Genomic DNA, 25,739 nt, shown 5'->3' with positions numbered 1-25,739 from the left:
CGGGCGGGTGGGAAAAGGCAGCCGCGCAGCGGCGGCCGAACGCAAGGCGCCCCCGGCCAGGGGAACGCTACGCGAACTACGCGCGCAGTGCCGTGCGCAGCCCCTCCACGTCGATCTGCTCCGTCTCGTCGTGGGCCGTCAGGTCGATGACCTGGCCGACCCCGCGCTCGGCGTCGGTCGCCGCGTCCGACGGCTTGAACTCGGCCTCGGCCTCCGCCTTGTGCACCGCGAGGGCCTCCTCGCCCACGACGTCGGCGAGGTCCGCGTTCTGCACGGCTTCCAGCGCGGCCGGAGCCACACTCTTCGCGGACGTGCTCTTCGTACCGAAGAAGTCGAAGCCGCCCTCCCCCGCGGGCTGCCGCGTCTTGGCGGGCGGTACGACGGCCGCCGCGGCCGGAACCGTGAAGTGCCGGGCGGCCGCGCGCTCGTGGGCGTGCCGGTCGGCCACTCCGTCGTCGGGGTCGTCCGAGTCCGCGTCAGGGGCGGAGTCGTGGGGGTCGCCGGCCTCCACGTCACCGACGTCGGCCCGGTCGCCCGACATCGCGGGCCGCGCCGGCGTCGACGTACGCGCCAGCCGGTCGAGCGCCGCGTTGGCACGCCCGTACAGCGAGGGCGTCGGACTCGCACCGGGCCGCAGCGCGATCCGGCCCTCAGCCGAAGCCGAAGCCGAAGCCGAAGCCGAAGCCGAAGCTGAAGGCGAAGCTGAAGCCGAATCCGAGGAGACCTCACCGGAGGAAGACCCACCAGCGGAATCCCCCTCGGCCTCCGCCCCGGAAGGCGAACCCGCCGGCAGCGCCCGCGTGGGCGCCGAAGCCTCTATGGCGAGCAGCCGCCGCCCTTCGAGGGCACTGGCCCGCTCCGTCTCCGCCGTCGCGTACCGCCGCAGCAGCGCCGCGTGCTCGTTGCGCAGCGCGGCCAGCTCGGCCCGCTTGGAGCGCAGCTTGGCCTCCAGCCTGGACCGCATCTCGCGCGACTCGTCGAGGTCGGATTCGGCCTCGGCTATCCGCTCCTCGTAGCGCCACTCGTCGCTCGCCCGGGCCCGGCTCAGCTCGGCGACGCGTTTGCCCGCCGCCCGGTCCCACTGACGCATGACGACCGAGCCCACGACGGCACTCGCGGCCGCCGCGGCGACGAGGCCGCGCAGCACGACCGGTTCCGCGAACATCCAGGCGCCGCCGGCGCAGACGAGAGAGAGGCCCCCGACCACCGACGGAGGAAGCAGCCTGTGCAGTGGCGGGGAATGGCGGTGACGTCCACGTGGCATGGCCAGAAACTTACCGCGCGTAGGCGAAGTCTGGTGCCCCGCCCGCCAAATTCCCCGTGCCCCCACTGCAACTCCCCACGCCACTGAACCACTTCATCTCCGAGGCGTCACTCCATCTCCTCCGCCCGGATTCCGCAACCCGGCGCGCACCGCTTCCGCATTCCGCCGCGAAGGCTCCCCGAAGAACCGTCGTCCGGCCTGGCCCGGGCGCGCGCACCGCGCGGCCCCGGGCCCCTCCCGGCGGCCTACTTCTTGATCAGGCCCTTCGACTCCAGATACTCCTTGGCGACGTCCGCTTCCTTCTCGCGCTCCTCGTCGACCTTGCGGTTCAGTTCGATGAGATCGTCCGTCGTCAGCGCCTTGGTGACCTTGGCGAGGGCCGCGGCCACCTTCTTGTCGCCCGCCTCCTTCGCGTTGACCACCGGAAGGATGTTGTCCGCGTTCTGGAGCTTCTTGTCGTCCTCCAGGATCACCAGGCCGAAGTTCTTCAGCGTCGCGTCCGTGGTGGTGGTCAGGACGAGCTGGTCCGTGCCGTTCTTCACGGCCTGCTTGGACTGCGTGGTGCCGACGCCCTTGGGGTCGATTCCGGCGACGTCGATGCCGTACTTCTTCTTCAGGCCCGGCGCGCAGAAGGGCCGCGTCTCGCATTCGTCACCGGCGGCGATCCGGACCCTCTCGCCGGACTTTCCAAGATCCGAAAGGGTCTTGAGCTTGTGCTCCTTCGCGTAATCCTCGGTCACCGCGAAGGCGTTCTGGTCGACGGCCTCGCCGGCCGGGAGCGCCTTCAGGCCGCGCGGGGCGGCGAGCTTCGTGAGTTCGCCGTACGTCGCGTCGAGATCGCTGGAGGCGACCGGCTTCGCGTCCGAGCCGTTCTTCTTCAGGTTGAGGAATTCGGTGAGCGTGGCGGCGTATTCGGGCGCCACGTCGATGGTGCCCTTCTTCAGCTCGGGCTCGTACACCTCGCGGTTCTGCACGGTCTTGACCGACGCGTCGTAACCGGCGTCGCGCAGGACGCCCGCGTACAGCTCGGCCAGCACCTTCTGCTCGGTGAACCGCGCCGAGCCCACCACCACCTTGCCCTTGCCGCCGCCGTCGGAGCCCTTGTCGTCCTCCAGGCTGTCCCCGCCGCACGCGGTGAGCCCCGCGGTCAGCGCCACGACGGCCGTGGCCGCCCCTGCCATCCGTCGCGCGCGACGCGTCCTGCTGTTCATCGGTGAACCACCATTTCGAGAGTCCTCACTCAAAGCGTCAAGCGTCAAGCGTCAAGCGTCAAAGAGCGTTCAAGCGTCCAGAAGGCCACGGGCCCCGCACTGCGAAGGCCGGTGCCCGCACAGCGTCACGAGGTCCGGGACCGCCCCCGCATCGGATCGAAGAACCGCCCCGCGAGCACCAGCACGCCCTCCACGACCAGCGCGAGCAGCGCCACCAGGAAGGCACCCGCGACGACCTGCGGGGTGTTCTGCAGGTTGAACCCGGCCGTGATGATCCGGCCGAGGCCCCCCTCCCCGGCCATCGCGGCGAGCGTGGCCGTGGCGACGACCTGCACCGCCGCCGACCGGACACCCGTCATGATCAGCGGATACGCCAGCGGCAGCTCGACCCGCGCGAACAGCTGACGCCCGCTCATGCCCATGCCCCGCGCGGCCTCCACCACGGACCGGTCCACCTCGCGCATGCCGATGTACGCGTTGGTGAGCAGCGGCGGGACGGCGAACAGGACCAGGGCGATCAGCGTCGGCACGTCCCCGTGCTCGCCGAGCGGGGTGAGCGTGAGCAGGATGAGGACCGCCAGCGTGGGCACCGCACGGCCCACGTTGGAGATGTTGACCGCGAGCGCGCCGCCCTTGCCGATGTGGCCGAGCAGCAGCGCGAGGGGCAGCGCGATCAGGCACGCCACGACGAGGCAGACACCGGTGAAGTACAGATGCTCGGCGAGGCGGTGCCACACCCCCTTCTCGCCCTGCCAGTTGGCGGACGTGGTCAGCCACTCATAGGCACCGGATATCGCGTTCATACGGGCTCAGCCACCTTGGCCACGCTCTTGGCCGCGCCCGCTCCGCGCGAGAAACGGCCCGGACGTATTCGATGAGTTCGCGTCCACGGCGTCAGGAGCCGCTGGAGGGCGAGGAGCAGCAGGTCGGCCACGATGGCGAGCACGACGCACAGCGCCGACGCGGTGAGCACCTGCGCCTTGAACTGGGTGTCGAGGCCGTCGAGGATCAGGGTGCCGAGGCCGCCGTAGTCGACGATCGCGCCGACGGTGGTGAGCGCGACCGTCGAGACCGTCGTGATCCGCACACCCGCCAGCAATGCCGGAAGTGCGAGAGGCAGTTCCACTTCCCACAACAGCCGCACCGGGCCGTATCCCATGCCCTTGGCGGCTTCTCTTGCCTCTTCGGGGACCGCCTGGAGGCCCGCCAGGATGTTCCGCACGAGGATCGTCAGCGAATACAGCACGAGGCCCGTGACGACCAGCGACGCGGAAAGGCCGAAGAACGGCAGCAGCAGCGAGAACATGGCCAGGGACGGAATCGAGTACAGCACGGTCGTCACGCCGAGAATGGGGGCCGCCAGGAAGCGCCAGCGCCGCGCGAGCAGCGCGAGCGGCAGCGCCACCGCCACTCCTATCGCCACGGCCGCGGCCGTGATCGCCACGTGCTCGATCGTCGCGTCGACCAATTCCTGGCTGCGGGAGCGGACGTACTCCCCGCAGATCCAGTCGTTCGCCACAAGGCAGTTCCGCTTGCTCACCCGCCCCGCCTCCCCCGAAACCCCGTCGCCATGCCGTCCCCGACACGTGCCGAAACCCACATGTCCTTCCGACTGGCGACCCTAACCCCGAGCACTGACAATCACCGAGATGCGGAGAGGCTCTTCGTCTCGGCGCAACACGGCCTTCACAGAACACGCGCCACAATGGGGAATCATGATCCGGTTCGAGAACGTGACCAAACGGTACGCGGACGGCACGACGGCCGTCGACGACCTGTCCTTCGAGGTCGGCGAGGGTGAACTGGTCACGCTCGTCGGCCCGTCGGGCTGCGGCAAGACCACGACGATGAAAATGGTGAACCGGCTCATCGAGCCCACCAGCGGGCGGATATTCCTCGACGGCGACGACATATCCGGAATCGACCCCGTCCAACTCCGCCGCCGTATCGGCTATGTCATCCAGCAGGTCGGACTGTTTCCGCACAAGACGGTCCTGGACAACACGGCGACCGTCCCGCACCTGCTCGGTGTGAGACGCGCCAAGGCCCGTGAGCGCGCCGCCGAACTCCTCGATCTGGTCGGCCTGGACCCGGCGACCTTCGGCGACCGCTATCCCGAGCAGCTCTCCGGCGGCCAGCGCCAACGCGTCGGTGTGGCCCGCGCGTTGGCGGCCGACCCGCCCGTGCTCCTCATGGACGAGCCGTTCGGCGCCGTCGACCCCGTGGTGCGCGAGCACCTGCAGAACGAGTTCCTCCGCCTCCAGCAGGCCGTACGGAAAACAGTGCTCTTTGTCACGCACGACATCGAGGAGGCCGTCCGCCTGGGCGACCGCATCGCCGTCTACGGAGAGGGCCGCATCGAGCAGTTCGACACCCCCTCGACGGTCCTCGGCGCGCCCGCGACCGAGTACGTCGCCGACTTCGTGGGCGCCGACCGCGGCCTGAAGCGGCTCTCGGTGACCCCCATCGAGGAGGGCGACCTGGAGCAGCCGCCCGTCGTGCACCTGGACGACCCGCTGCCCAAGGAGTTCGACGCGGACGCCCGCTGGGCCGTCGTCCTGGACGGCGAGAACAACTTGCACGGCTGGCTGTCCGCCGAGCACGCGCGCGTGGGCACCGGCACGGTGCGCGAGCAGGCCCGCCGCATGGAGGCGTGGCTCCCGGTGGGCGCGAGCCTGAAGCAGGCGTTCTCGACGATGCTCCAGCACGACGCGGGCTGGATCGCGGTCATCGACGAGAAGAGCGAGGGCCGCTTCCTCGGGGTGCTCACCCCGGCCCGGCTGCACGAGGCGCTGCGCCGCTCGACGGCGGCGGACGCGCGGGCCATCGCGCGCGAGGACGTGGAACTGGAGACGGTGGCGTCGGTGACCGGGACGTAGCCCCGTCAGCGCACGTCCGACCCCCCGGTCAGCCGCCCGCTCATCCACACCAGCGACGCCGGGATCTCCCGCCGCCAGGTGTTGAAGTTGTGCCCTCCGCTGTCGAGGGTGATCGACGACACCCGGGTGGGCGCCTTGACCTTGTCGATGAACTTCTTGGTGTCCTTGTAGTTGCCCTCGCCCTTCTTGCTGGTGGTCACCAGCAGGGAGGTCTTGGGCGGCGGCATGTGGTCGAGGTACCACATCAGGTTCGCCCGCCGCTCCAGCTCCTTGTTCCCGTGGAACAGGTTGCCGGTGGTCACGTCCTGGGCCGCCTTGTAGTAGGCGGAGAGGCCGACCGCGGCGCCGTACACGTCGGGGTGGTGCATGGCCACCTTCAGGGCGCAGTAGCCGCCCGTGGAGTCGCCGATGATGCCCCAGCTGTCGGGCTTCTTGCCGACGCGGTAGTGGTCGGTGATGGCGTTCGGGAGGTCCCTGGCGAAGAACGTCTCGGACTGCGGGCCGCCGGGGATGTCCACGCACTCGGTGTCCCGCGGCGGCGCCACGGTCGGCCGCAGCATGACCAGGATCATCGGCTGCATCTTGCCGTCCTTGGCCTGCCTGTGGGCGGTCTGCGGGTAGTGCAGGCCCTTGATGAGGGCTTCGGCGGTGCCGGGGTAGCCGGTCAGGACGGCCGCCGCGGGGAACGTGCGGTGCTTGTACTGCGGCTGGAAGTACTCCGGCGGCAGGTAGACGTACGCCGGGCTGGCGATCTTGGACTGCCGGCCCTGGATGTCGATCTTCTGGATCTGCCCGCCGATCCGGGGGATGCCGCCGCCGGGCACGTCGACGGACTTCGTGTCGACCACCCGGACGGGACCCTTCTCGCCCTTCATGGCATCGTGGTCGACGACCACGCCCTGCGACGTCTCCTGGCCGAAGAGGTCGGCCCAGGTGGCGTAGAAGCCGAACGCCTGATTGGCGGAGAGACCGACCGACGCGAACACGGCGAGCTGCGTGGCGAGCAGCAGCCCGACGCGCCCCGTGACGGCGCGCCAGCTGCGGCGGGCGAGGCGCGGCCACAGCCAGACCGTGCCGATGAACAGCAGCACGGCCAGCGCTACCGCAAGTGCCAGCACCTTATTGCTCGTGAGACCCATGGGATGATCCTGCCTGCGCTTTCTGCCTGGTCGTTCCCCGGGGGCCGGTGCGGAGGGCGGAACCGACGGCTCCAGGTCGAGCCGTTCCTTTTCCGCCAGCTTTCCGCCGGGTTTCCGGCCGGGAGTGAACCCGTGTCCCCGAAGGACCGTCCTAGAGGGCGCAATATCACCGGACGCCACCTTTGGCACCGGATGGAAGCTCTCTCGCAGAACTACGGGATGCGATGTCTGTCAGGATAGATGGGGAAATGTCGGGTGCGGTTCCAGGAGGCAATGACGGCGCCAAGCGTGGGCTGCGCCGAATCCTCCGGGGGCCTCGCCCCGAGGCCGTCCCGGTCCTGGCCGCCAGAGTCTGCGCCCTCGTCGGCCTGCTGAACGTCGCGGCCGGCGTCTTCCCGCGCTTCCGGCACAGCTGGCTGCACACCGTCGCCGAAGTCCTGCCGGGCGCGCTCGGCCCCTTCGCGGCCGCGGCCGCGCTGAGCTGCGGTGTGCTGCTGCTCCTGCTCGCGCACGGCCTGCGGCGGCACAAGCGGCGGGCCTGGCGGGCCGCCGTGGTGCTGCTCCCCGCGGGCGCGGTGGCGCAGTTCACGTACCGCCACTCCTTCATCGGCGTCCTGATCTCGCTGGCGCTGCTCGTGCTGCTGCTGCGCCACCGCCGTGAGTTCGCCGCGCTGCCCGACCCGCGCAGCCGCTGGCGGGCGCTGGCCAACTTCGTCCTCCTGGGCGCCGGTTCCATCGCGCTCGGCCTGGTGATCGTCAGCGTCCACCCGGACAAGGTCGTCGGCGACCCGGGCATCACGGACCGCCTCGCCCATGTGCTGTACGGCCTGTTCGGCTTCGAGGGGCCCGTCGGCTACACCGGCAACACCTCCTGGACGGTCGGCTTCTCGCTCGGCGCCCTCGGCATGCTGACCGCGCTCACCACCATCTACCTGGCATTCCGCCCCGAGCACCCGGCCGCGCGCCTCACCCAGGACGACGAGGGCCGGCTGCGCGAGCTGCTCGACAGGCACGGCGGGCGCGACTCGCTCGGTCACTTCGCGCTGCGCCGCGACAAGGGCGTCGTGTTCTCTCCCAGCGGAAAGGCCGCCGTCACCTACCGCGTCGTGTCCGGTGTGATGCTCGCCTCGGGCGACCCGATCGGCGACGTCGAGGCATGGCCGGGCGCCATCGAGCGCTTCATGGACGAGGCCAAGGCACACTCCTGGACGCCCGCCGTCATGGGCTGCTCCGAGACCGGCGGCGAGGTCTGGACCCGCGAGACCGGCCTGGACGCCCTGGAGCTCGGGGACGAGGCGGTGGTGGACGTCGCGGATTTCTCCCTGTCCGGGCGCGCGATGCGCAACGTGCGCCAGATGGTCAAGCGGATCGAGCGCAATGGCTACGAGACGCGCGTACGGCGCATCCGTGACCTCGGGGAGCAGGAGCTGGAGCGCATCCAGCGGGCCGCCGACGACTGGCGCGGCACCGACACCGAGCGCGGCTTCTCCATGGCGCTCGGCCGCATCGGCGACCCGGACGACGGCGACTGCCTGATCGCGACCGCCCACAAGGCCGACGAGAAGCCGGGCGCGTACGGCGACTTGAAGGCCGTGCTGCACTTCGTGCCGTGGGGCAAGGACGGCGTCTCGCTCGACCTGATGCGCCGCGACCGCTCGGCCGACCCGGGCATGAACGAGCTGCTCATCGTGGCCGCGCTGCAGGCCGCGCCGAAGCTCGGCATCGCGCGCGTCTCGCTGAACTTCGCGATGTTCCGCGCCGCCCTCGCCCGCGGCGAGAAGCTGGGCGCGGGCCCGGTCCTGCGCGCCTGGCGGGGCCTGCTGGTGTTCCTCTCGCGCTGGTTCCAGATCGAGTCGCTGTACAAGTTCAACGCGAAGTTCCGGCCCCGCTGGGAGCCCCGCTTCGTGGTCTACCGCTCCAGCCGCGACCTGCCGCGCATCGGTTTCGCCGCGATGCAGGCCGAGGGCTTCGTGACGCTCGCCCTGCCGCGCTTCCTGCGCAGGGCCACCGCACAGCGCCGCCCCTGCCCGCACCAGGCCGGACACACCGCCGAGCGCGAGGTGCGCGCGGCATAGCGGCAGTCCCGCGCGGTGGAGCGGAGGCCCCACGCGGCATAACCGCTGCCCGCGCGGGGCCTAGGCTTGAGGCATGAGTACGTTGCGCGGGCGGGGAAGCGTCGAGGGTCTGCCTCAGTGGGACCGCTGTGCGGTCATGGGGGTCGTGAACGTCACCCCCGACTCCTTCTCCGACGGCGGCCGCTGGTTCGACACCACGGCCGCCGTCAAGCACGGCATCGACCTGGTCGCCCAGGGCGCCGACCTGGTCGACGTGGGCGGTGAGTCGACCCGCCCCGGTGCCCCGCGCGTGGACGAGGAAGAGGAACTGCGGCGCGTCGTCCCTGTCGTACGGGGCCTGGCCGCCGAGGGCGTCACGGTGTCCGTGGACACCATGCGGGCCCGGGTCGCCCAGCAGGCCCTCGCGGCGGGCGCGGTCCTCGTGAACGACGTCTCCGGAGGTCTCGCCGACCCGGGCATGGTCCCGGCGGTCGCGGCCGCGCAGGCACCGTTCGTTGTCATGCACTGGCGCGGCTTCCTGACCGACATCCATGTCCGGCCTTCGTACGAGGACGTGGTCTCCGAAGTCGTCGACGAGCTCCACGCGCGCGTGGAGGCCGCCATCGCCGGGGGCATCGCCCCGGAGCGCATCGTCGTCGACCCGGGCCTCGGCTTCTCCAAGGACGCCGAGCACGACCTGGCGCTGCTGGCCCGCCTGGACCGCATCCTCGCGCTCGGCCGGCCCGTCCTGGTGGCCGCGTCCCGCAAGCGGTTCCTGGGCCGCGTCCTGGCGGGCCCCGAGGGCGCCCCGCCGCCCGCGCGGGAGCGCGACGCGGCGACGGCCGCGGTGTCCGCCCTTGCGGCGCACCAGGGCGCCTGGGCGGTGCGGGTGCACGAGGTGCGGGCCACGGCGGACGCGGTGCGGGTGGCACAGGCGGTGACGGACGCGGCGGGCGGCCCGGGTGCCGCCGGGGAGGCGGGCGCTCAGTGACGCGCGCGCGGACAGACGTCGAGCAGGTGGAGCTCGCCAACACCGCCTTCTACGAAGCGCTGGAGCGGGGCGACTTCGACGGCGTGTCGGACCTGTGGCTGGACGCCGCGGACCTCGCCGACGCGGAGACGTACGCCGGAACGCCGGACACGGGCGGCGACGCCGGCACGATCCCGGAGGCGGCGATCGTCCCGGTCCCGCTCCCCGACGCGGACACCGGGGGCCCCGACGACGCGGAGGGCCCGGAATCCGGGTCGGACGGCCCCGCGATCTCCTGCGTCCACCCGGGCTGGCCGGTGCTCACCGGCCGCGGCGAGGTCCTCAGGTCGTACGCGCTGATCATGGCCAACACCGAGTACATCCAGTTCTTCCTCACCGACCTCAAGGTCAGCGTGGCCGGGGACACGGCCCTGGTGACCTGCACGGAGAACATCCTCAGCGGTGGCCCGGCGCCGCAGGACAGCGAGGAGCTCGGGCCGCTCGTCGGCCAGCTCGTGGTTGCCACGAATGTGTTCCGGCGCACACCGGACGGCTGGAAACTGTGGTCGCACCACGCGTCGCCCGTGCTTGCCGAATCCGGCGACGAAGAGGGCGACGAGACACCCTCCTGAGGGGTGGCGGGCTCGCGCCCAGTGGGTAGGGGCCCCGCGAGCCCTCGCGGGAGCGCCGTCCGGCAGCCCCGCGGGCGAACACTGTCGGTGCTCGCAGGTAGATTCGAATGAGGCCGGTGTGTCGACCGCACGCGGCAGGACCGGCCTTACCGACGACTGTCAGGAGTGATTCGCGTGGATCGTGTCGCGCTGCGTGGCCTCAAGGCCCGCGGGTATCACGGTGTGTACCCACGGGAGCGCGAGGAGGGCCAGACCTTCATCGTGGACCTCGTCCTGGGTCTGGACACCCGAGCGGCCGCGGCGGACGACGACCTGGCGAAGACCGTGCACTACGGCATCGTGGCGGAGGAGGTCGTGGCCGTCGTCGAGGGCGAGCCGGTGAACCTCGTCGAGACGCTCGCCGAGCGCGTCGCCCAGGCATGCCTGAAGCACGACGTAGTCCTGGAAGTCGAGGTCACGGTGCACAAACCGGACGCCCCGATCACCGTCCCGTTCGACGACGTGACCGTCACCATCACCCGGAGCCGCGTATGACCCCCCACAGCGACCCCACCGTCCAGCCGGTCCCCACGTCCGTCGTGGAGCAGGTGGACGCAGCCGACACGACCCTGTCCAACCCCAAGCGCGCCGTGCTCTCCCTCGGCTCGAACCTGGGCAACCGCCTGGAGACCCTCCAGGGCGCCGTCGACGCCCTGGAGGACACCCCCGGCCTGCGGGTCAAAGCGGTCTCTCCGGTGTACGAGACGGAGCCCTGGGGCGTCGAGCCGGGCTCCCAGCCGTCGTACTTCAACGCCGTCGTGGTCGTGAAGACGACGCTGCCGCCGTCCTCGCTCCTGGAGCGGGCGCACGCGGTCGAGGAGGCGTTCCACCGCGTCCGGGACGAGCGCTGGGGCCCACGCACGATCGACGTGGACATCGTGGCGTACGCCGACGTGGTCTCCGACGACCCGGTCCTCACCCTCCCCCACCCCCGCGCGCACGAGCGGGCCTTCGTGCTCGCGCCGTGGCACGACGTCGAGCCGGAGGCACAGCTCGCGGGCCGCGGGCCGGTGGCGAGCCTCCTGGACGAGGTCACCCGCGAAGGTGTCGCGCCACGGCCCGACCTGGAACTCCGGCTGCCCGAGTAATCGTTAGGGTCCACAGGGACCGCACAGCAGGACCAGATGCCACCAGCAGGCCAGGACCCACCCGGCAGGCACGGACAGGAACATAAGGGGCGACCTCCGGAATGAAGCAACTGCGCGTGAGGATGCTGGCAGCCCTCTTCGCCGTCGCCGGAGTGCTGTCCTGGGCGGGGGCCCGGCTTTGGGACTCCGTGGGCACGCTGCCGCGCGTGCCGCTGGCCGCGCCCATCGTCCTCGCCCTGATCGCCGTGGTCCTGCTGGCCACGGCCATCTCGCTGCGCGCGCGGCTGCGCGCCCAGCGGGAGCGGCGGCCCGGGGCGAAGGGTGTCGAGCCGCTGATGGCGGCCCGCGCGGTCGTCTTCGGGCAGGCCAGCGCGCTGGTCGCGGCGCTCGTCTGCGGGATGTACGGCGGCGTGGGCGTGTTCATGCTGGAGTTCCTGGACATCCCCGCCCGCCGCGACCAGGCGTACTACGCGGGCTTCTCCGTGCTCGCGGGCATCGGCGTGATAGCGGCGGCGTTCTTCCTGGAGCGGGTGTGCAGGTTGCCGGAGGACGGCGACGACGAGCACGGTGGGGCGGCTCCCGCTGCGTGAGCCGCCCCCAGGGGGGACTCTGCTGCTTGGGTTCCCGCCGCTGCGCGGCGGGTTTCTCCCACCCGCCCACCCGTTGCTGTCGGACCAGGCTCACCCCCTGATCACGCCGCCGCCCGTGACTGTCGGACCAGGCGCACCGCCCGATCGCGGCGCCAGCCGTTGCTGTCGGACCAGGCGCACCGCCCGATCATCGCGTCCGCGTCAGCGGGCCATGATCAGGCTCATTGCCTCGTTGCGGGTCGCCGGGTCCCGCAGTTGTCCGCGTACCGCGGACGTGATGGTCTTCGCGCCGGGCTTGCGGACCCCGCGCATCGTCATGCACATGTGCTCGCATTCGACGACCACGATGACCCCGCGCGGCTCCAGTATCTGCATCAGGGAGTCGGCGATCTGCGTGGTCAGCCGCTCCTGCACCTGCGGGCGGCGGGCGTAGACGTCCACGAGCCGGGCGAGCTTCGACAGGCCGGTGATCTTGCCGTCGTGGGACGGGATGTAGCCGACGTGCGCGACGCCGACGAAGGGCACCAGATGGTGCTCGCAGGAGCTCATGACCTCGATGTCCTTCACCAGGACCATCTCGTCGTGCCCCAGGTCGAACGTCGTGGTCAGGACGTCCTCCGGCTTCTGCCACAGGCCGGCGAATATCTCCCGGTAGGCACGCGCCACCCGGCCCGGCGTCTCCTTGAGACCCTCCCGGTCCGGGTCCTCGCCGACCGCGATCAGCAGCTCCCGAACGGCGTGCTCGGCGCGCTTCTCGTCGAACTCGCCGATCGAGCCCTCGCCGTCCAGCGTCACGGGGTCGGTCATCTGTGCCTCGTTCCTGGTTCCTGTGTCATGCGGACAGCCGAAAACAGCCGCGCCCCCCAGGCTAGAACCTGGGGGGCGCGGCATCCATTCCGGGCCTGGTGAGACGCCCGGGACGGGGTGCGGCTCAGCTCTCGGGGCGCTCCTCGGGAGCCACCTCGAGTCCCTTCTTCTCACCCGTGCCGGTGGTGCCCGTCGCACCGGTCGCGCCGGCGGTCACCGCGGGGGTGGCGCCGTTCGCGCCGTTCGTCAGCGACAGCTCCTTCGGCGAGAGCACCGGCGGGCGCGTCGACGGCGTACGCCGTGTGGAGCCCGTCCAGGCCGGCCGTGCCGGGCGCTTGACGATCGGGGCGAAGACCTCGGCGATCTCCTCCTTGCCCAGCGTCTCCTTCTCGAGGAGCTGGAGCACCAGGTTGTCGAGGACGTCGCGGTTCTCGACGAGGATCTCCCACGCTTCGTTGTGGGCGGTCTCGATGAGCTTCTTGACCTCCTCGTCGACCAGTGCCGCGACCTCTTCCGAGTAGTCCCGCTGGTGCGCCATCTCGCGCCCGAGGAACGGCTCGGTGTTGTCGCCGCCGAACTTGATCGCGCCCAGACGCTCGGTCATGCCGTACTGCGTGACCATCGCGCGGGCGGTGGCCGTGGCCTTCTCGATGTCGTTGGCGGCACCGGTGGTCGGGTCGTGGAAGACCAGTTCCTCGGCCGCGCGCCCGCCCAGCATGTACGCGAGCTGGTCGAGCATTTCGTTGCGCGTGGTCGAGTACTTGTCCTCGTCCGGCAGGACCATGGTGTAGCCCAGGGCGCGGCCGCGCGACAGAATCGTGATCTTGTGGACCGGGTCCGAGTTCGGGGAAGCCGCCGCGACCAGGGCGTGTCCGCCCTCGTGATACGCGGTGATCTTCTTTTCCTTGTCGGACATGATCCGGGTCCGCTTCTGCGGGCCCGCCACGACGCGGTCGATGGCCTCGTCCAGCATGTGGTTGTCGATCAGCTTCTGGTTGCTGCGGGCGGTGAGCAGGGCGGCCTCGTTGAGGACGTTGCTCAGGTCCGCGCCGGTGAAGCCCGGCGTGCGCCGCGCGACGGCGCCCAGGTCGACGTCCGGGGCGACCGGCTTGCCCTTCTGGTGAACCTTGAGGATCTCCAGACGGCCCTGCATGTCCGGGCGGTCGACGGCGATCTGCCGGTCGAAGCGGCCGGGGCGCAGGAGGGCCGGGTCCAGGATGTCGGGGCGGTTCGTGGCGGCGATCAGGATGACGCCGCCCTTCACGTCGAAGCCGTCCATCTCGACGAGCAGCTGGTTGAGCGTCTGCTCACGCTCGTCGTGACCGCCGCCGAGACCGGCACCGCGGTGACGGCCGACGGCGTCGATCTCGTCGACGAAGACGATCGCCGGGGCGTTCGCCTTGGCCTGCTCGAAGAGGTCGCGCACACGGGAGGCACCGACACCGACGAACATCTCGACGAAGTCGGAACCCGAGATCGAGTAGAACGGGACGCCCGCTTCTCCCGCGACGGCGCGCGCGAGGAGCGTCTTGCCCGTACCGGGCGGGCCGTACAGCAGCACGCCCTTGGGAATCTTGGCGCCGACGGCCTGGAACTTCGCCGGCTCCTGGAGGAACTCCTTGATCTCGTGGAGTTCCTCGACCGCTTCGTCGGAACCCGCGACGTCGCTGAAGGTCGTCTTCGGAGTGTCCTTGGTGATGAGTTTCGCCTTGGACTTGCCGAAGTTCATGACCCGGCTGCCGCCGCCCTGCATCTGATTCATCAGGAACAGGAACACGACGACGATGAGAACGAAGGGGAGGAGGGACAGCAGGATGCCGACGAAGGGGTTCTGCTTCGACGGGGAGACGGTGTAACCGTCCGGGATCTGCTTGTCCTCGTACTTGGCCTGCAGCGTCTTGGCGATCTCGACGCCCTGGTCGCCGATGTAGCTCGCCTGGATCTTGCTGCTGCCCTTGACCTTCTGGCCGTCCTTGAGCTCCACCTTGATGGTGTGATCGTCACCGGTGGTGAGCTTGGCCGACTCGACCTTGTTGTCGGCGATGGCCTGCACGACCTGGCCGGTGTCCACCGTCTTGTAGCCGCCGGACGAACCGACGACCTGCATCAACACGACCACGGCAAGGACGGCCAGCACGATCCACATGACTGGCCCACGGAAGTATCGCTTCACGTCCATCCACACGGAGCGATGACGCTCCGTACCTCCTGCCATAGTGAGTTTGATAAAAGACTGTTCTTCGGACGGTACCCCAGCATTGTGACCCGAAGCCGCACGGGACGGCTGGCAATCCCGCCTTCGCATGCTCCAACGGCGGGAAACGCCTGAGGGTTCCCGGGCGTCCCGCTACGCCGCCGGAGTCGCCGCGCGCGAGTCGTCAGCCGCCGTACACGTGCGGGGCGAGCGTGCCGACGAACGGCAGGTTGCGGTACTTCTCCGCGTAGTCCAGGCCGTACCCGACGACGAACTCGTTCGGGATGTCGAAGCCGACCCATTCCACGTCGATCGCGACCTTGGCCGCCTCGGGCTTGCGAAGCAGCGTGCACACCTTCAGCGAGGCGGGCTCGCGCGAGCCGAGGTTGGACAGCAGCCAGGACAGCGTCAGGCCGGAGTCGATGATGTCCTCGACGATGAGGACGTGCCGGCCCTTGATGTCGGTGTCGAGGTCCTTGAGGATGCGGACCACGCCGGAGGACTGCGTACCGGCGCCGTACGAGGACACCGCCATCCAGTCCATCGTGAGCGGCGTGGACAGCGCGCGCGCCAGGTCCGCCATGACCATCACCGCGCCCTTGAGCACGCCGACGATCAACAGGTCCTTGCCCGCGTACTCCGCGTCGATCTTCGCGGCCAGCTCTGCCAGCTTCGCGTCGATCTCTTCCTTGGTGATGAGCACCGACTGAAGGTCGGTGCCCATGTCTTTCGCGTCCACCCGCATCACTTTCGGTCGTCCCACCGGCCGGTCGGGAAAAACGGTCCCGCGTCAGCCTTGCCGGATGACCAGTCTGCCACCCTGCCGCTGTGCGACGACTTTGCCCGGGAGATTGATGGCCCCCTGTCCGCGCCAGCCGGTGATCAGCCGGTCCACCTCTTCGATGTGCCGGGCGAACAGCGCGCCGGCCGGGGCGCCCGCCTCGATGGCCGCGCGGCGCACGATGCGGCGGCGCACCGCGGGCGGCAGCGCGAACAGCTTGGCGCACTCCAGGAGCCCTTTGGCGTCCCGCACGGACGCCTCGGCCTGGGCGGCCCACGCGTCCAGGGCGTCGGCGTCGTCGCGGGAGAGCTGCGCGGTGCGCGCGAGGGCTTCCACGACCCCCTTGCCGAGGGCCTTCTCCAGGGCGGGCAGGCCCTCGTGCCGCAGCCGCGAGCGGGTGTAGGCCGGGTCCGCGTTGTGCGGGTCGTCCCAGACGGGCAGGGACTGGACCATGCATGCCTTGCGGGCCGTCTGCCGGTCCAGGTGCAGGAACGGGCGTCGGTAACGGCCGTCGGCCCCCGAGACCGCGGCCATGCCCGAAAGGGAGCGGATGCCGGACCCGCGCGCGAGACCGAGCAGGACCGTCTCGGCCTGGTCGTCGCGGGTGTGGCCGAGCAGGACGGCGGCGGCGCCGTGGCGGTCGGCGGCCTCGTCCAGCGCGGCGTACCGCGCGTCGCGGGCGGCGGCCTCGGGGCCGCCGTCCCGGCCGACGTGCACCACCAGGGACTCGATGGGGTCGAGGCCGAGCGCGGTCATGCGGGCGACGACCTCGGCGGCGCGCAGCTCCGAGCCGGGCTGCAGGCCGTGGTCGACGGTCACCGCGCCGGCGCGGATGCCGAGCTTGGGGGCTTCGAAGGCGAGTGCGGAGGCGAGCGCCATGGAGTCGGCGCCGCCGGAGCACGCGACGAGCACGAGCGGCGTCGGCGACTGCTCGTGTGCGGGGTCCGGGGCGCCGGGGACGCGTGCGGAGTCCGGGCTGCCCGGGGTGTGGGGGGTGTCCGGCGCACCCGGGGCGCGGGGGGTGCCCTGGGCGTCGGGGATCTGGGGGGTGTGGGGGGCGTGCGGCGGGGGGAGCTCGCGCCGGGTGGCCACGTCGGTCAGTACGTCGTGAAGTACGCGGCGGACCGCCAGGCGTATCGCCGCGACCGCAGGATGGGGACCCATTCCGGTTGGTTCCCTTCATGAAGTTCGGGGGGTGAGCCACGGATCAGTCACTCAGAGTGTGTCGATGGTGACAGAACCGAGCCGTTACCCGAGCATTGCACGCCTACCCATGGCTCACGGTCCCTCGGACGGGTGATTGCGGGGGCGTTCTCCTGCCGTCGGCCGCATCAGTTCGCTCAGTCTGCCTTACGGTGCACCCGCGCGACCCAGTCCGCTGGTTTGGCGATCTCCGCCTTGGTGGGAAGCGTGTTCGGAGAGGTCCACACGCGGTTGAAGCCGTCCATGCCGACCTCCTCCACCACCGCCCGCACGAACCGCTCGCCGTCGCGGTACTGCCGCAGCTTGGCGTCCAGGCCGAGCAGCTTGCGCAGCGCCTGGTCCAGGCGGCTCGCGCCGCGCTGGCGGCGCTCCTTGAACTTCTCCCGGATCTCGGTGACGGACGGGACCACGTCCGGGCCGACGCCGTCCATCACGTAGTCCGCGTGGCCTTCGAGCAGGGACATCACCGCGGTCAGGCGGGCCAGGATGTCGCGCTGGGCGGGGGTCTGGACCAGCTCCACGAAGGAGCGGCCGCCGTCGTCGTCCTCGCCCTCGGGGCGGCCGCCCGCCAGGCTCTGGGCCGCCTCGCGAATGCGTTCGAGGACCGTCATCGGGTCGACCTCGGTCTCGCCGAGGAACGACTGGATCTCCCCCTCCAGGTGGTCGCGCAGCCACGGCACGGACGAGAACTGGGTGCGGTGCGTCTCTTCGTGCAGGCACACCCAGAGCCTGAAGTCGTGCGGGTCCACGTCCAGTTCGCGCTCCACGTGGACGATGTTCGGGGCCACCAGGAGGAGGCGGCCGCCGCCGTTCGCGCCCGCCGGGAGTTCGCGGGTCGCCGGGGCGAAGGTCTCGTACTGACCGAGGACGCGGGAGGCGAGGAACGACAGGAGCATGCCGAGCTCCACGCCCGTCACCTTGCCGCCGACCGCGCCGAGGACGGCACCGCCCGGACCGCTGCCGCGGCGGTCCTTCATCTTCTCCAGGAGCGGCTTCAGGACCTCCCTGAAGCCCGCCACGTTGGCGCGGACCCAGCCCGCGCGGTCCACGACGAGCACGGGGGTGTCGTGCGTGTCCTCCGTACCCATCCGGGTGAACGAACGGACGTGCTCCTCCGAGGACTTGGCGTGCCGGCGCAGCGGGCCTCGTCCCGGCTCACCTCCGGGCCCGGCCGCACGAGCCGGGTCGCGGTCGCCACCGCGAGATTCCAGTCGACCATCTCCGCACCACCGAGGCTCGTCATGCCGTCAACGGTACGTGGTTGGCCGCGCCTGCGTACGGGGTTGGGGGCGCCGTCGGCGCGGGTGCCCCCGGCAGGGACGGGCGGGAGGCGTCAGGCTCCCCTCGCCGCCAGGGCCGACGCCATCGCGTCCAGGGTGGACTGGGCCCCCTGTGGGTCCGTCGTGCCCGTGGTCATGAAGGCGAAGGCCAGGAGACGGCCGTCGGCGTCGACCACGGTGCCTGCGAGGCTGTTGACACCCGTAAGAGTGCCGGTCTTGGCGCGGACGACGCCGGTGCCGACGGACGCGTCCGGGTAGCGGTCGACGAGGGTGCCGGTGAAGCCGGCCACGGGCAGCCCGGTCACCACGGAGCGCAGCTCGGAGTGGCCGGGCCCTGAGGCCCGCTTCAGGAGCGCGGCGAGCAGCTTCGCGGTGAGGCGGTCGTCCCGGTCGAGCCCGCTGCCGTCGGCGAACACGGCCCCGTCCAGCGGCAGTCCGAGCTTGTCGAGGCGCGCCCGCACCGCCTTGGAGGCCCCGTCGAAACTGGCGGGTTCGCCGCCTTCGACGGCCGTCTCGCGGGCGAGGGCCTCGGCGATGTCGTTGTCGCTGTGCGTCAGCATCCGCTCGACGAGGGCGGACAGCGGCGGCGACTGGGTGCGCGCCAGCTCGTCGGCGTCCTTCGGCGCCCGCCCGGCCGCCGGGTCGGCCTTGAGCCCGATGCCGCGCTCGCGCAGCAGGTTGGCGAAGTTGTGCGCCGCGTCCCGCGCGGGCTCGGCGGTGCGAGGCGCGGGCCCCGACGAGGAGCTGTCGAGGCGCCCCTCGTCGGCCATCAGGGCGCTGACGGGCGCGATGTTCTCGTTGGGTCCGATGGGGTGCTGCGGCGGCCCGGAGTAGCGGGAGGTGTCGTACGAGAGCGAGACGTCCTGGTCGGCGCCGCGCTTCTTGAGGGCCTTCGCGGTGTCGTCGGCGAGCTCGCGCAGGCTGGCGGAGCCGGCCACGTACCGGCCCTCCCCGCGCGCGGTCAGCGTCGGGTCGCCGCCGCCTACGAGGACGACGTTCCGGGAGTCCGGGTCGACGACCGTCCTCGTGGTGAGCCGGTGGTCGGGGCCGAGGGCCGAGAGCGCCGCGACCGCCGTGGCGATCTTGGTGGTGGACGCGGGCGTCAGCGCCTGCCGCGTCCCCTTGCCGTACAGCCGCTTGCCGGTGGCCACGTCCACGACCACCGCCGAACGCTCGGCGCCGAGCTTCTTGTCGGCCATGAGCGGACGCAGGACGTCCGCGAGGCGCGGGCCGCCGGGCTCGGGCGCGGTGCGGGCGGAGCGGCTGAGTCCGGCGAGCACGGACGGCGCGCTCGGCGCCACGTCCGGCATCCCGTGCCCCGGCCCACCGGCGTGATCTGTGCCACCCCCCGCCTCCCGGGAAGCCGCCAGCTCCCGCTCCGCCGTACGCTGACCGGAGGAGTCCCAGGGGCCGGCCGCGGCGATCGCCACGGCCGCGACGACGAGGCCGACAACGGCCGAGACGGCCGTGAGCTGCCAGGTCCTGAGTTTCGCGGGAGGCTTGACGGCAAGCCGCCTCAGAAGCTGCAGCAGCTGTCGAGGCTGCTGCCAAGGCTTGCGCTCGTCCACGACGACCTGCCCCTTTCGCGATCACACATCTGCGTGAGGGACACTTAACCACCCGAAGTATGTGCTGATCATGGAGGAGCCACCCGTGGAGTTCGACGTCACCATCGAGATTCCGAAGGGTTCGCGGAACAAGTACGAGGTCGACCACGAGACCGGCCGTATCCGCCTGGACCGTCGACTCTTCACGTCCACCAGCTACCCGGCGGACTACGGCTTCGTCGAGAACACCCTGGGCGAGGACGGCGACCCGCTGGACGCACTGGTCATTCTTGACGAGCCGACCTTCCCGGGCTGCCTCATCAAGTGCCGTGCGATCGGCATGTTCCGGATGACGGACGAGGCCGGCGGCGACGACAAGCTGCTGTGCGTGCCCGCGTCCGACCCGCGCGTGGAGCACCTGCGCGACATCCACCACGTGTCCGAGTTCGACCGCCTGGAGATCCAGCACTTCTTCGAGGTCTACAAGGACCTGGAGCCCGGCAAGTCCGTCGAGGGCGCCAACTGGGTCGGCCGCACCGAGGCCGAGGCCGAGATCGAGGCGTCGTACAAGCGCGCCGAGGCACACGGCGGTCACTGAGCCGTACGCACACGCGCGGGCCGCATGACCCTCACGGGGTCATGCGGCCCGTTTGTGTGTTCATACGCATACTGAGACGAGTGAAGCCGCAACCATCAAGGGAGAAACCCGGACGGCGGGCGACCACGTCCGCGAGAGCTGCGCCGGTTTAGGCGCGAGAAGGGGAGCGAGGCATCACCGGTGGCTGACCCGGAGGAGGAAGACCGCAAGCCGCAGTCGGACGAGGCACACAGCGCGTTCGCTCCGGTCGGCGGCGTCGACCATACGGCCGCATCCGAGGAGGATCACCCCTCTTCGGAGTTCACGATCCCGTCGGGCCTGAGAATTCCGCCGGTGCCCGAGGACACGGAGTCCTCGGCCTTCACCCCGCCCGAGACGTACGACCACCGGCAGCCGCCGCCCGCCTTCACCCCGGCCACCGGGGTGCCGGTGGTCCGGCTGGTCAAGGACGGGCCCTGGCAGGACCGGATGCGCACCATCCTGCGCACCCCGGTGGCCGAGCGCCCGGCGCCGGAGCCGACCCAGAAGCACGAGGACGACGAGGGCCGGGCCGTGCCGCGCGTCCTGGACCTCACCCTGCGCATCGGCGAGCTGCTGCTCGCGGGCGGCGAGGGCGCGGAGGACGTGGAGGCGGCGATGTTCGCCGTCACCCACTCGTACGGCCTCGACCGCTGCGAGCCGAACGTCACGTTCACGCTGATCGCCATCTCGTACCAGCCCTCGCTGGTCGACGACCCGGTGACGGCGTCGCGGACGGTGCGCCGCCGGGGCACCGACTACACGCGCCTGTCGGCCGTCTACCGGCTGGTGGACGACATCAGCTCCGAAGACGTCGAGATCTCCCTGGAGGAGGCGTACCGGCGCCTCGCCGACCTCCGCCGCAACCGGCACCCCTACCCGGGCTGGGCGCTGACGGCCGCGGCCGGGCTGCTCGCCGGTTCGGCGTCCGTGCTCGTCGGCGGTGACGTCCTGGTGTTCGTGGCGGCCGCGCTCGGCGCGATGCTGGGCGACCGGCTCGCGTGGCTGTGCGCGGGGCGCGGGCTGCCGGAGTTCTACCAGTTCGTGGTGGCGGCGATGCCGCCGGCCGCGATGGGGGTGGCGATCAGTCTGCTCGACCTGCCGGACGTGAAGGCGTCCGCGGTGATCACCGGTGGGCTGTTCGCCCTGATCCCCGGGAGAGCCCTCGTCGCGGGCGTCCAGGACGGTCTGACGGGCTACTACATCACCGCCGCCGCCCGGCTCCTGGAGGTCGGGTATCTGATCGTCGGCATCGTCTGCGGCGTGCTGATGGTGCTCTATCTGGGCGTGACGCTGGACGCGGGCCTCAACCCCGAGACGTCGATCCACACCAGCGACCGGCCGTGGATCCAGATCGCCGCGTCCATGGCGCTGAGCCTCGCCTTCGCGATCCTGCTTCAGCAGGAACGTTCCACCGTGCTGCTCGTCACCCTGAACGGCGGGGTCGCCTGGGTGGTCTACGGTGCCCTCGCGCGGGCCGGGGGCATCTCGCCGGTGGCCGCGACGGCGGTCGCGGCGGGGCTCGTGGGCCTGTTCGGGCAGTTGCTGTCGCGCTACCGGTTCGCGTCCGCGCTGCCGTACGTCACGGCTGCGATCGGGCCGCTGCTGCCCGGTAGCGCGACGTACTTCGGGCTGCTCGAGATCGCCCGGAACAACCTGAACCCCGGGCTCGCCTCGCTCTCCAAGGCGGCCGCCCTGGCCCTGGCCATCGCGATCGGCGTGAACCTGGGCGGCGAGCTGTCCCGGCTGTTCCTCAAGGCGCCGCGGGTGGCCGAGGGCCAGAAGGGGCGCCGCGCGGCCAAGCGGACGCGCGGCTTCTAGGACGGCCTTCGGTCAGTACCTGGGGCGGCCTTGCTGAGGCTCTTCGGGGTACGGGGGCTGCTGGGCCTGGTACTGCCGGCCGTCGTACTGGGGCGGGTACTGCTGATCCCCGTACTGGTCCCCGTACTGCTCGCCGTACTGGCCGTTGGCCTCGTACTGGGGCTGCTGGCCCTGGTAGTAGGGCTGCTGCGGCTGCTGCTGGCTCTGGTACTGCTGGGGGTCCGGCTGGCCGCCGTACTGGGGCTGCTGGGCGTACTGGTCCGGGTACTGCGACTGCTGGGGCTGCTGCTGGCCCTGGTAGTACGGCTGCTGCGGCTGCTGGGCGTACTGGTCCGGGTACTGCGGCTGCTGGGGCTGGTACTGCTGGCCGCCGTACTGGCCGTACGCGTCGTCCTGGCCGCCTTGGCCGCCGTACTGACCGCCCTGCTGCCCCGGGTACGAGGACTGCCCCGGGTACGGGGACTGGGGCTGCTGGGCCTGGAACTGGCCGCCGTCGGCCGCCGGGCCGGACTCCTGGGCCGGGGCCTGGGCGGCCGCCTTCTTGCCCTTGCTCCGGGCCCGCAGGAACTCGATGACGATCGGGATCACCGAGATGAGGACGATCAGGATCAGGATCGCCTCGATGTTCTTGTGGACGAACTCGTGCTTGCCGAGCCAGGCGCCGAGCAGCGTGACGCCCGCGCCCCACAGGATGCCGCCGAGGATGTTGAACGTGATGAACGAGCGATACCGCATGCCGCTGACGCCCGCGATGATCGGCGTGAACGTCCGCACGATCGGCACGAAGCGGGCCAGGACCAGGGACTTCGGGCCGTGCTTCTCGAAGAACTCGTGGGCCTTGACCACGTTCTCCTGTTTGAAGAGCTTGGAGTCCGGGCGGTTGAAGAGCGCCGGGCCGACCTTCTTGCCGAAGAGATAGCCCGCCTGGTCACCCAGGATCGCGGCGACGCAGATCAGCACGCAGGTCAGCCACAGCGGGGTGTCCAGCTTGTTCGTCGTGATCAGCAGGCCCGTGGTGAACAGCAGCGAGTCACCGGGCAGGAAGAAGCCGATGAGCAGGCCCGACTCGGCGAAGACGATCAGCAGCAGGCCCCAGAGGCCGAACTGGTTCAGCAGGTAGTCCGGATCCAGCCAGCTTGGTCCGAGCGCAAGCGTCGTCACGGTTCCGGGCTCCTGTGGGTGTGAGGAAGTGCGGCGGGTGGGGCTTTGCGGGGCGGGCCGTGCGGTGTGATGACAGCGGCCGCCGCCCAAAGTTACCAACGCAAGGTGAAGCGGACAGGTTCCACCGGGTGCCCATGGGCGCACCCGGCTTCCCCCGCCCCCCACCGACCGCGCCGCCCCGTCAGCCCGCGGACCCCGCGCGGGCCCCGTTCGCGTGGATCGCGTCGCGCATGTACGCCGCCAGGCCCGGCCGGATGGCCTCGTACGTCGCCGTGAAGCGGGAGTCGGACACGTACATGTCGCCGAGGCAGCCGTGCAGCTCGTGCGAGCAGTCGTAGTAGCTGGAGCAGATGAAGCGGCGGTGCTCCTCCGCGACGTCCATCGCCTCGGCGGACTCCGCGGGCACTCCGGAGGCCAGCAAGTCGCCCATGCGCGCGTGCAGCGCGTCGAGCTCCTGGGTCAGCCGCTTCCAGTCCTCCTTCGTGTACGCGGCCGTGCGGCGCTGCGACTCGGCGTACGCCTCGGTGTCGCCCCAGCGGCGCTCCACCTCCTCCGCGTGCTCGTCGGGATCGAAGTCTCCGAAGACCTCGAACTTCTCCTCGGGCGTGAGGTTGATGCCCATGCGTCTCGCCTCCATGGCGGTCTCCACGGCCTCGGCCATCTGCTGCAGCTTGGCGATCCGGGCGGTCAGCAGCTCGTGCTGGCGGCGCAGGTGCGCGCGCGGGTCCGCCCGGGGGTCGTCGAGCAGGGCCGCGACCTCGTCGAGGGGGAAGCCCAGCTCCCGGTAGAACAGGATCTGCTGGAGCCGGTCGAGGTCCGCGTCGCTGTAACGCCGGTGACCGGCGTGGCTGCGCTCACTGGGCACCAGCAGGCCGATCTCGTCGTAGTGGTGCAGCGTGCGCACCGTGACCCCGGCGAAACCGGCGACCTGTCCTACGGAGTAGCTCACGGTCTCCGCCCTCTCTTGCTCGGTACGCGTCACAGCCTGAGTCCTCACGTCACGTGAGGTGCAAGCCCAAAGGCTCGGCCATATCCTCCCGAAAGGGACAGCACCCGAGCTTCTTCGGCCGGAAGGATCCGCGATGCCCCTCCACCACGGCCCCGACCGGCCCGACGACCGCTCCCTCTCGGTGAACCCGTTCTACGGCGAGGCGAACCCCGTCGGCGGCATGACCCAGGCCCCGCCCGAGCACCGGCTCCCCGACGGGCCACTGCCGCCCACGACCGCGTACCAACTGGTCCATGACGAGCTGATGCTCGACGGGAACTCGCGGCTCAACCTGGCCACCTTCGTCACCACCTGGATGGAGCCGCAGGCCGGCGTGCTGATGGCGGAGTGCCGGGACAAGAACATGATCGACAAGGACGAGTACCCGCGTACGGCGGAGCTGGAGCGCCGCTGTGTGGCGATGCTCGCCGACCTGTGGAACGCCCCGGACCCGGCGAAGTCCGTCGGGTGCTCGACCACCGGGTCGAGCGAGGCGTGCATGCTCGCCGGGATGGCGCTCAAGCGGCGCTGGATGAAGCGGAACGCCGGCCGCTACCCGTCGCGCGAGGCCCGGCCGAACCTCGTGATGGGCGTGAACGTGCAGGTCTGCTGGGAGAAGTTCTGCGACTTCTGGGAGGTGGAGGCCCGCCAGGTGCCCATGGAGGGCGACCGCTTCCACCTCTCCCCCGAGGCCGCCGCCGAGCTGTGCGACGAGAACACCATCGGCGTCGTCGCCGTCCTGGGGTCCACGTTCGACGGCTCGTACGAGCCCGTGGCGGACGTCTGCGCGGCCCTCGACGCGCTCCAGGAACGCACCGGGCTCGACATCCCCGTCCACGTCGACGGGGCGTCCGGCGCGATGGTCGCGCCGTTCCTCGACGAGGACCTGGTCTGGGACTTCCGGCTGCCGCGCGTGTCGTCGATCAACACCTCCGGGCACAAGTACGGGCTCGTCTACCCGGGGGTCGGCTGGGCGCTGTGGCGTACGCCCGCCGAGCTGCCGGAGGAGCTGGTGTTCCGCGTGAACTATCTCGGCGGTGACATGCCGACGTTCGCGCTGAACTTCTCCCGGCCGGGGGCGCAGGTCGTGGCGCAGTACTACACCTTTCTGCGGCTCGGGCGGGAGGGGTACCGGGCGGTGCAGCAGGCGTCCCGGGACGTGGCGCGGGATCTGGCCGCGCGCATCGAGGCTCTGGGGGACTTCCGGCTGCTCACCCGGGGGGACGAGTTGCCGGTGTTCGCGTTCACGACCGCGGCGGACGTTTCGGCGTACGACGTGTTCGATGTGGCTCGGCGGTTGCGGGAACGGGGGTGGCTGGTGCCGGCCTATACGTTCCCGGCCAACCGGGAGGACCTCGCTGTTCTCCGGGTCGTGTGCCGCAACGGGTTCTCGGCCGATCTCGCGCAGTTGTTCGTGGAGGATCTCGGGCTGCTGCTGCCCGAGCTGCGGCGGCAGCCGCAGCCGCCGACGCGGG

The 25,739-nt window shown here is 70.9% G+C and carries 22 protein-coding genes and 1 pseudogene; 10 read left to right on the top strand and 13 right to left on the bottom strand.

Going from position 1 to position 25,739, the window contains the following annotated elements:
• Nucleotides 1–76: 76 nt before the first annotated feature.
• From STRAU_RS29100 to STRAU_RS29085, 4 genes are all read right to left on the bottom strand, one after another.
• A complete protein-coding gene (locus STRAU_RS29100) occupies nt 77–1,165 on the bottom strand; it encodes a hypothetical protein (protein WP_016644001.1) in 1,089 nt (362 codons plus the stop codon).
• A 344-nt stretch (nt 1,166–1,509) separates the two neighbouring features.
• Nucleotides 1,510–2,475, bottom strand: a complete 966-nt coding sequence (locus STRAU_RS29095; RefSeq protein ID WP_037662651.1) for an ABC transporter substrate-binding protein — start codon at nt 2,473–2,475, stop codon at nt 1,510–1,512.
• Nucleotides 2,476–2,600: 125 nt separating this feature from the next.
• Entirely contained in the window at nt 2,601–3,278 is a 678-nt protein-coding gene (locus STRAU_RS29090) for an ABC transporter permease (RefSeq protein ID WP_016643999.1), read from the bottom strand.
• A complete protein-coding gene (locus STRAU_RS29085; RefSeq protein ID WP_037662648.1) occupies nt 3,275–4,015 on the bottom strand; it encodes an ABC transporter permease in 741 nt (246 codons plus the stop codon). Before STRAU_RS29085 ends, STRAU_RS29090 begins: the two co-directional genes overlap by 4 nt.
• Before the next feature lie 175 nt (nt 4,016–4,190).
• On the opposite strand from STRAU_RS29085, the gene STRAU_RS29080 reads away from it, so the two are divergent.
• Nucleotides 4,191–5,354, top strand: coding sequence for an ABC transporter ATP-binding protein (locus tag STRAU_RS29080; protein ID WP_016643997.1), 1,164 nt, complete (start codon nt 4,191–4,193; stop codon nt 5,352–5,354).
• 5 nt (nt 5,355–5,359) lie between these two features.
• Here the strand turns inward: STRAU_RS29080 and STRAU_RS29075 are convergent, their stop codons facing one another.
• Entirely contained in the window at nt 5,360–6,493 is a 1,134-nt protein-coding gene (locus STRAU_RS29075; protein ID WP_037662646.1) for an alpha/beta hydrolase, read from the bottom strand.
• Nucleotides 6,494–6,741: 248 nt separating this feature from the next.
• Between STRAU_RS29075 and STRAU_RS29070 the strand changes: the two genes are divergently transcribed.
• The 6 genes from STRAU_RS29070 to STRAU_RS29045 all read left to right on the top strand — a co-directional run bounded on the left by STRAU_RS29070 (nt 6,742) and on the right by STRAU_RS29045 (nt 11,866).
• On the top strand, nt 6,742–8,568 hold the full coding sequence (locus tag STRAU_RS29070) for a phosphatidylglycerol lysyltransferase domain-containing protein (RefSeq protein WP_016643994.1): 1,827 nt from the start codon (nt 6,742–6,744) through the stop codon (nt 8,566–8,568).
• 73 nt (nt 8,569–8,641) lie between these two features.
• On the top strand, nt 8,642–9,538 hold the full coding sequence (gene folP / locus STRAU_RS29065; protein WP_078621558.1) for a dihydropteroate synthase: 897 nt from the start codon (nt 8,642–8,644) through the stop codon (nt 9,536–9,538).
• Entirely contained in the window at nt 9,535–10,149 is a 615-nt protein-coding gene (locus STRAU_RS44000) for a nuclear transport factor 2 family protein (RefSeq protein ID WP_052029332.1), read from the top strand. The genes folP and STRAU_RS44000 overlap by 4 nt, the downstream gene beginning before the upstream one ends.
• A 174-nt stretch (nt 10,150–10,323) precedes the next feature.
• Nucleotides 10,324–10,683, top strand: coding sequence for a dihydroneopterin aldolase (gene folB / locus STRAU_RS29055; protein ID WP_037662644.1), 360 nt, complete (start codon nt 10,324–10,326; stop codon nt 10,681–10,683).
• Nucleotides 10,680–11,276 carry a 2-amino-4-hydroxy-6-hydroxymethyldihydropteridine diphosphokinase gene (gene folK, locus STRAU_RS29050; protein ID WP_016643991.1) on the top strand — a complete coding sequence of 199 codons (597 nt, stop codon included), beginning with the start codon at nt 10,680–10,682 and terminating at the stop codon, nt 11,274–11,276. The genes folB and folK overlap by 4 nt, the downstream gene beginning before the upstream one ends.
• Before the next feature lie 101 nt (nt 11,277–11,377).
• Nucleotides 11,378–11,866 carry a DUF3180 domain-containing protein gene (locus tag STRAU_RS29045; protein WP_037662642.1) on the top strand — a complete coding sequence of 163 codons (489 nt, stop codon included), beginning with the start codon at nt 11,378–11,380 and terminating at the stop codon, nt 11,864–11,866.
• 201 nt (nt 11,867–12,067) lie between these two features.
• On the opposite strand, the gene folE is transcribed toward STRAU_RS29045, so the two are convergent.
• From folE to dacB, 6 genes and pseudogenes are all read right to left on the bottom strand, one after another.
• Nucleotides 12,068–12,673, bottom strand: coding sequence for a GTP cyclohydrolase I FolE (folE, locus tag STRAU_RS29040; RefSeq protein ID WP_016643988.1), 606 nt, complete (start codon nt 12,671–12,673; stop codon nt 12,068–12,070).
• Nucleotides 12,674–12,797: 124 nt separating this feature from the next.
• On the bottom strand, nt 12,798–14,852 hold the full coding sequence (ftsH, locus tag STRAU_RS29035) for an ATP-dependent zinc metalloprotease FtsH (RefSeq protein ID WP_037662640.1): 2,055 nt from the start codon (nt 14,850–14,852) through the stop codon (nt 12,798–12,800).
• A gap of 199 nt (nt 14,853–15,051) precedes the next feature.
• Complete coding sequence (gene hpt, locus STRAU_RS29030; RefSeq protein WP_016643984.1) at nt 15,052–15,612, bottom strand: hypoxanthine phosphoribosyltransferase; 561 nt, start codon at nt 15,610–15,612, stop codon at nt 15,052–15,054.
• 45 nt (nt 15,613–15,657) lie between these two features.
• Nucleotides 15,658–16,812, bottom strand: a complete 1,155-nt coding sequence (gene tilS / locus STRAU_RS29025; protein ID WP_037662638.1) for a tRNA lysidine(34) synthetase TilS — start codon at nt 16,810–16,812, stop codon at nt 15,658–15,660.
• Nucleotides 16,813–16,988: 176 nt separating this feature from the next.
• A pseudogene (locus STRAU_RS29020) lies at nt 16,989–18,094 on the bottom strand (zinc-dependent metalloprotease).
• Nucleotides 18,095–18,184: 90 nt separating this feature from the next.
• Nucleotides 18,185–19,699 (bottom strand): D-alanyl-D-alanine carboxypeptidase/D-alanyl-D-alanine endopeptidase, encoded by a 1,515-nt coding sequence (gene dacB / locus STRAU_RS29015; RefSeq protein WP_016643981.1) that lies wholly within the window; start codon nt 19,697–19,699, stop codon nt 18,185–18,187.
• Nucleotides 19,700–19,784: 85 nt separating this feature from the next.
• On the opposite strand from dacB, the gene STRAU_RS29010 reads away from it, so the two are divergent.
• Both STRAU_RS29010 and STRAU_RS29005 read left to right on the top strand, forming a co-directional pair.
• Nucleotides 19,785–20,276 (top strand): inorganic diphosphatase, encoded by a 492-nt coding sequence (locus tag STRAU_RS29010; RefSeq protein ID WP_037662636.1) that lies wholly within the window; start codon nt 19,785–19,787, stop codon nt 20,274–20,276.
• 180 nt (nt 20,277–20,456) lie between these two features.
• Nucleotides 20,457–22,115: a threonine/serine exporter family protein gene (locus tag STRAU_RS29005; RefSeq protein ID WP_016643979.1), complete on the top strand. Its 1,659-nt coding sequence runs from the start codon at nt 20,457–20,459 to the stop codon at nt 22,113–22,115.
• 12 nt (nt 22,116–22,127) lie between these two features.
• On the opposite strand, the gene STRAU_RS29000 is transcribed toward STRAU_RS29005, so the two are convergent.
• Nucleotides 22,128–23,276 (bottom strand): DedA family protein, encoded by a 1,149-nt coding sequence (locus STRAU_RS29000; RefSeq protein ID WP_016643978.1) that lies wholly within the window; start codon nt 23,274–23,276, stop codon nt 22,128–22,130.
• Nucleotides 23,277–23,457: 181 nt separating this feature from the next.
• Nucleotides 23,458–24,225 (bottom strand): MerR family transcriptional regulator, encoded by a 768-nt coding sequence (locus STRAU_RS28995; protein ID WP_016643977.1) that lies wholly within the window; start codon nt 24,223–24,225, stop codon nt 23,458–23,460.
• Nucleotides 24,226–24,358: 133 nt separating this feature from the next.
• Between STRAU_RS28995 and STRAU_RS28990 the strand changes: the two genes are divergently transcribed.
• Nucleotides 24,359–25,739 (top strand): glutamate decarboxylase (locus STRAU_RS28990; RefSeq protein ID WP_037662634.1); only part of this gene is annotated, 1,381 nt, incomplete at its 3' end.

The organism is Streptomyces aurantiacus JA 4570, from assembly GCF_000414115.1.
GTDB classification, from domain to species: Bacteria; Actinomycetota; Actinomycetes; order Streptomycetales; family Streptomycetaceae; genus Streptomyces; species Streptomyces aurantiacus_A.
The sequence above is the reverse complement of the archived record's forward strand: the minus strand, read 5'-3'. Positions and strand labels throughout refer to the sequence as shown.

Excerpts from the sequence above, each read along its gene's own strand:
- STRAU_RS29100 (WP_016644001.1), bottom strand. The coding sequence starts at position 1,165 with ATGTTCGCGGAACCGGTCGTGCTGCGCGGCCTCGTCGCCGCGGCGGCC.
- STRAU_RS29095 (WP_037662651.1), bottom strand. The coding sequence starts at position 2,475 with ATGAACAGCAGGACGCGTCGCGCGCGACGGATGGCAGGGGCGGCCACG.
- STRAU_RS29090 (WP_016643999.1), bottom strand. The coding sequence starts at position 3,278 with ATGAACGCGATATCCGGTGCCTATGAGTGGCTGACCACGTCCGCCAAC.
- STRAU_RS29080 (WP_016643997.1), top strand. The coding sequence starts at position 4,191 with ATGATCCGGTTCGAGAACGTGACCAAACGGTACGCGGACGGCACGACG.
- STRAU_RS29075 (WP_037662646.1), bottom strand. The coding sequence starts at position 6,493 with ATGGGTCTCACGAGCAATAAGGTGCTGGCACTTGCGGTAGCGCTGGCC.
- STRAU_RS29070 (WP_016643994.1), top strand. The coding sequence starts at position 6,742 with ATGTCGGGTGCGGTTCCAGGAGGCAATGACGGCGCCAAGCGTGGGCTG.
- folP (WP_078621558.1), top strand. The coding sequence starts at position 8,642 with ATGAGTACGTTGCGCGGGCGGGGAAGCGTCGAGGGTCTGCCTCAGTGG.
- folK (WP_016643991.1), top strand. The coding sequence starts at position 10,680 with ATGACCCCCCACAGCGACCCCACCGTCCAGCCGGTCCCCACGTCCGTC.
- STRAU_RS29045 (WP_037662642.1), top strand. The coding sequence starts at position 11,378 with ATGAAGCAACTGCGCGTGAGGATGCTGGCAGCCCTCTTCGCCGTCGCC.
- folE (WP_016643988.1), bottom strand. The coding sequence starts at position 12,673 with ATGACCGACCCCGTGACGCTGGACGGCGAGGGCTCGATCGGCGAGTTC.
- ftsH (WP_037662640.1), bottom strand. The coding sequence starts at position 14,852 with ATGGACGTGAAGCGATACTTCCGTGGGCCAGTCATGTGGATCGTGCTG.
- hpt (WP_016643984.1), bottom strand. The coding sequence starts at position 15,612 with ATGCGGGTGGACGCGAAAGACATGGGCACCGACCTTCAGTCGGTGCTC.
- tilS (WP_037662638.1), bottom strand. The coding sequence starts at position 16,812 with ATGGGTCCCCATCCTGCGGTCGCGGCGATACGCCTGGCGGTCCGCCGC.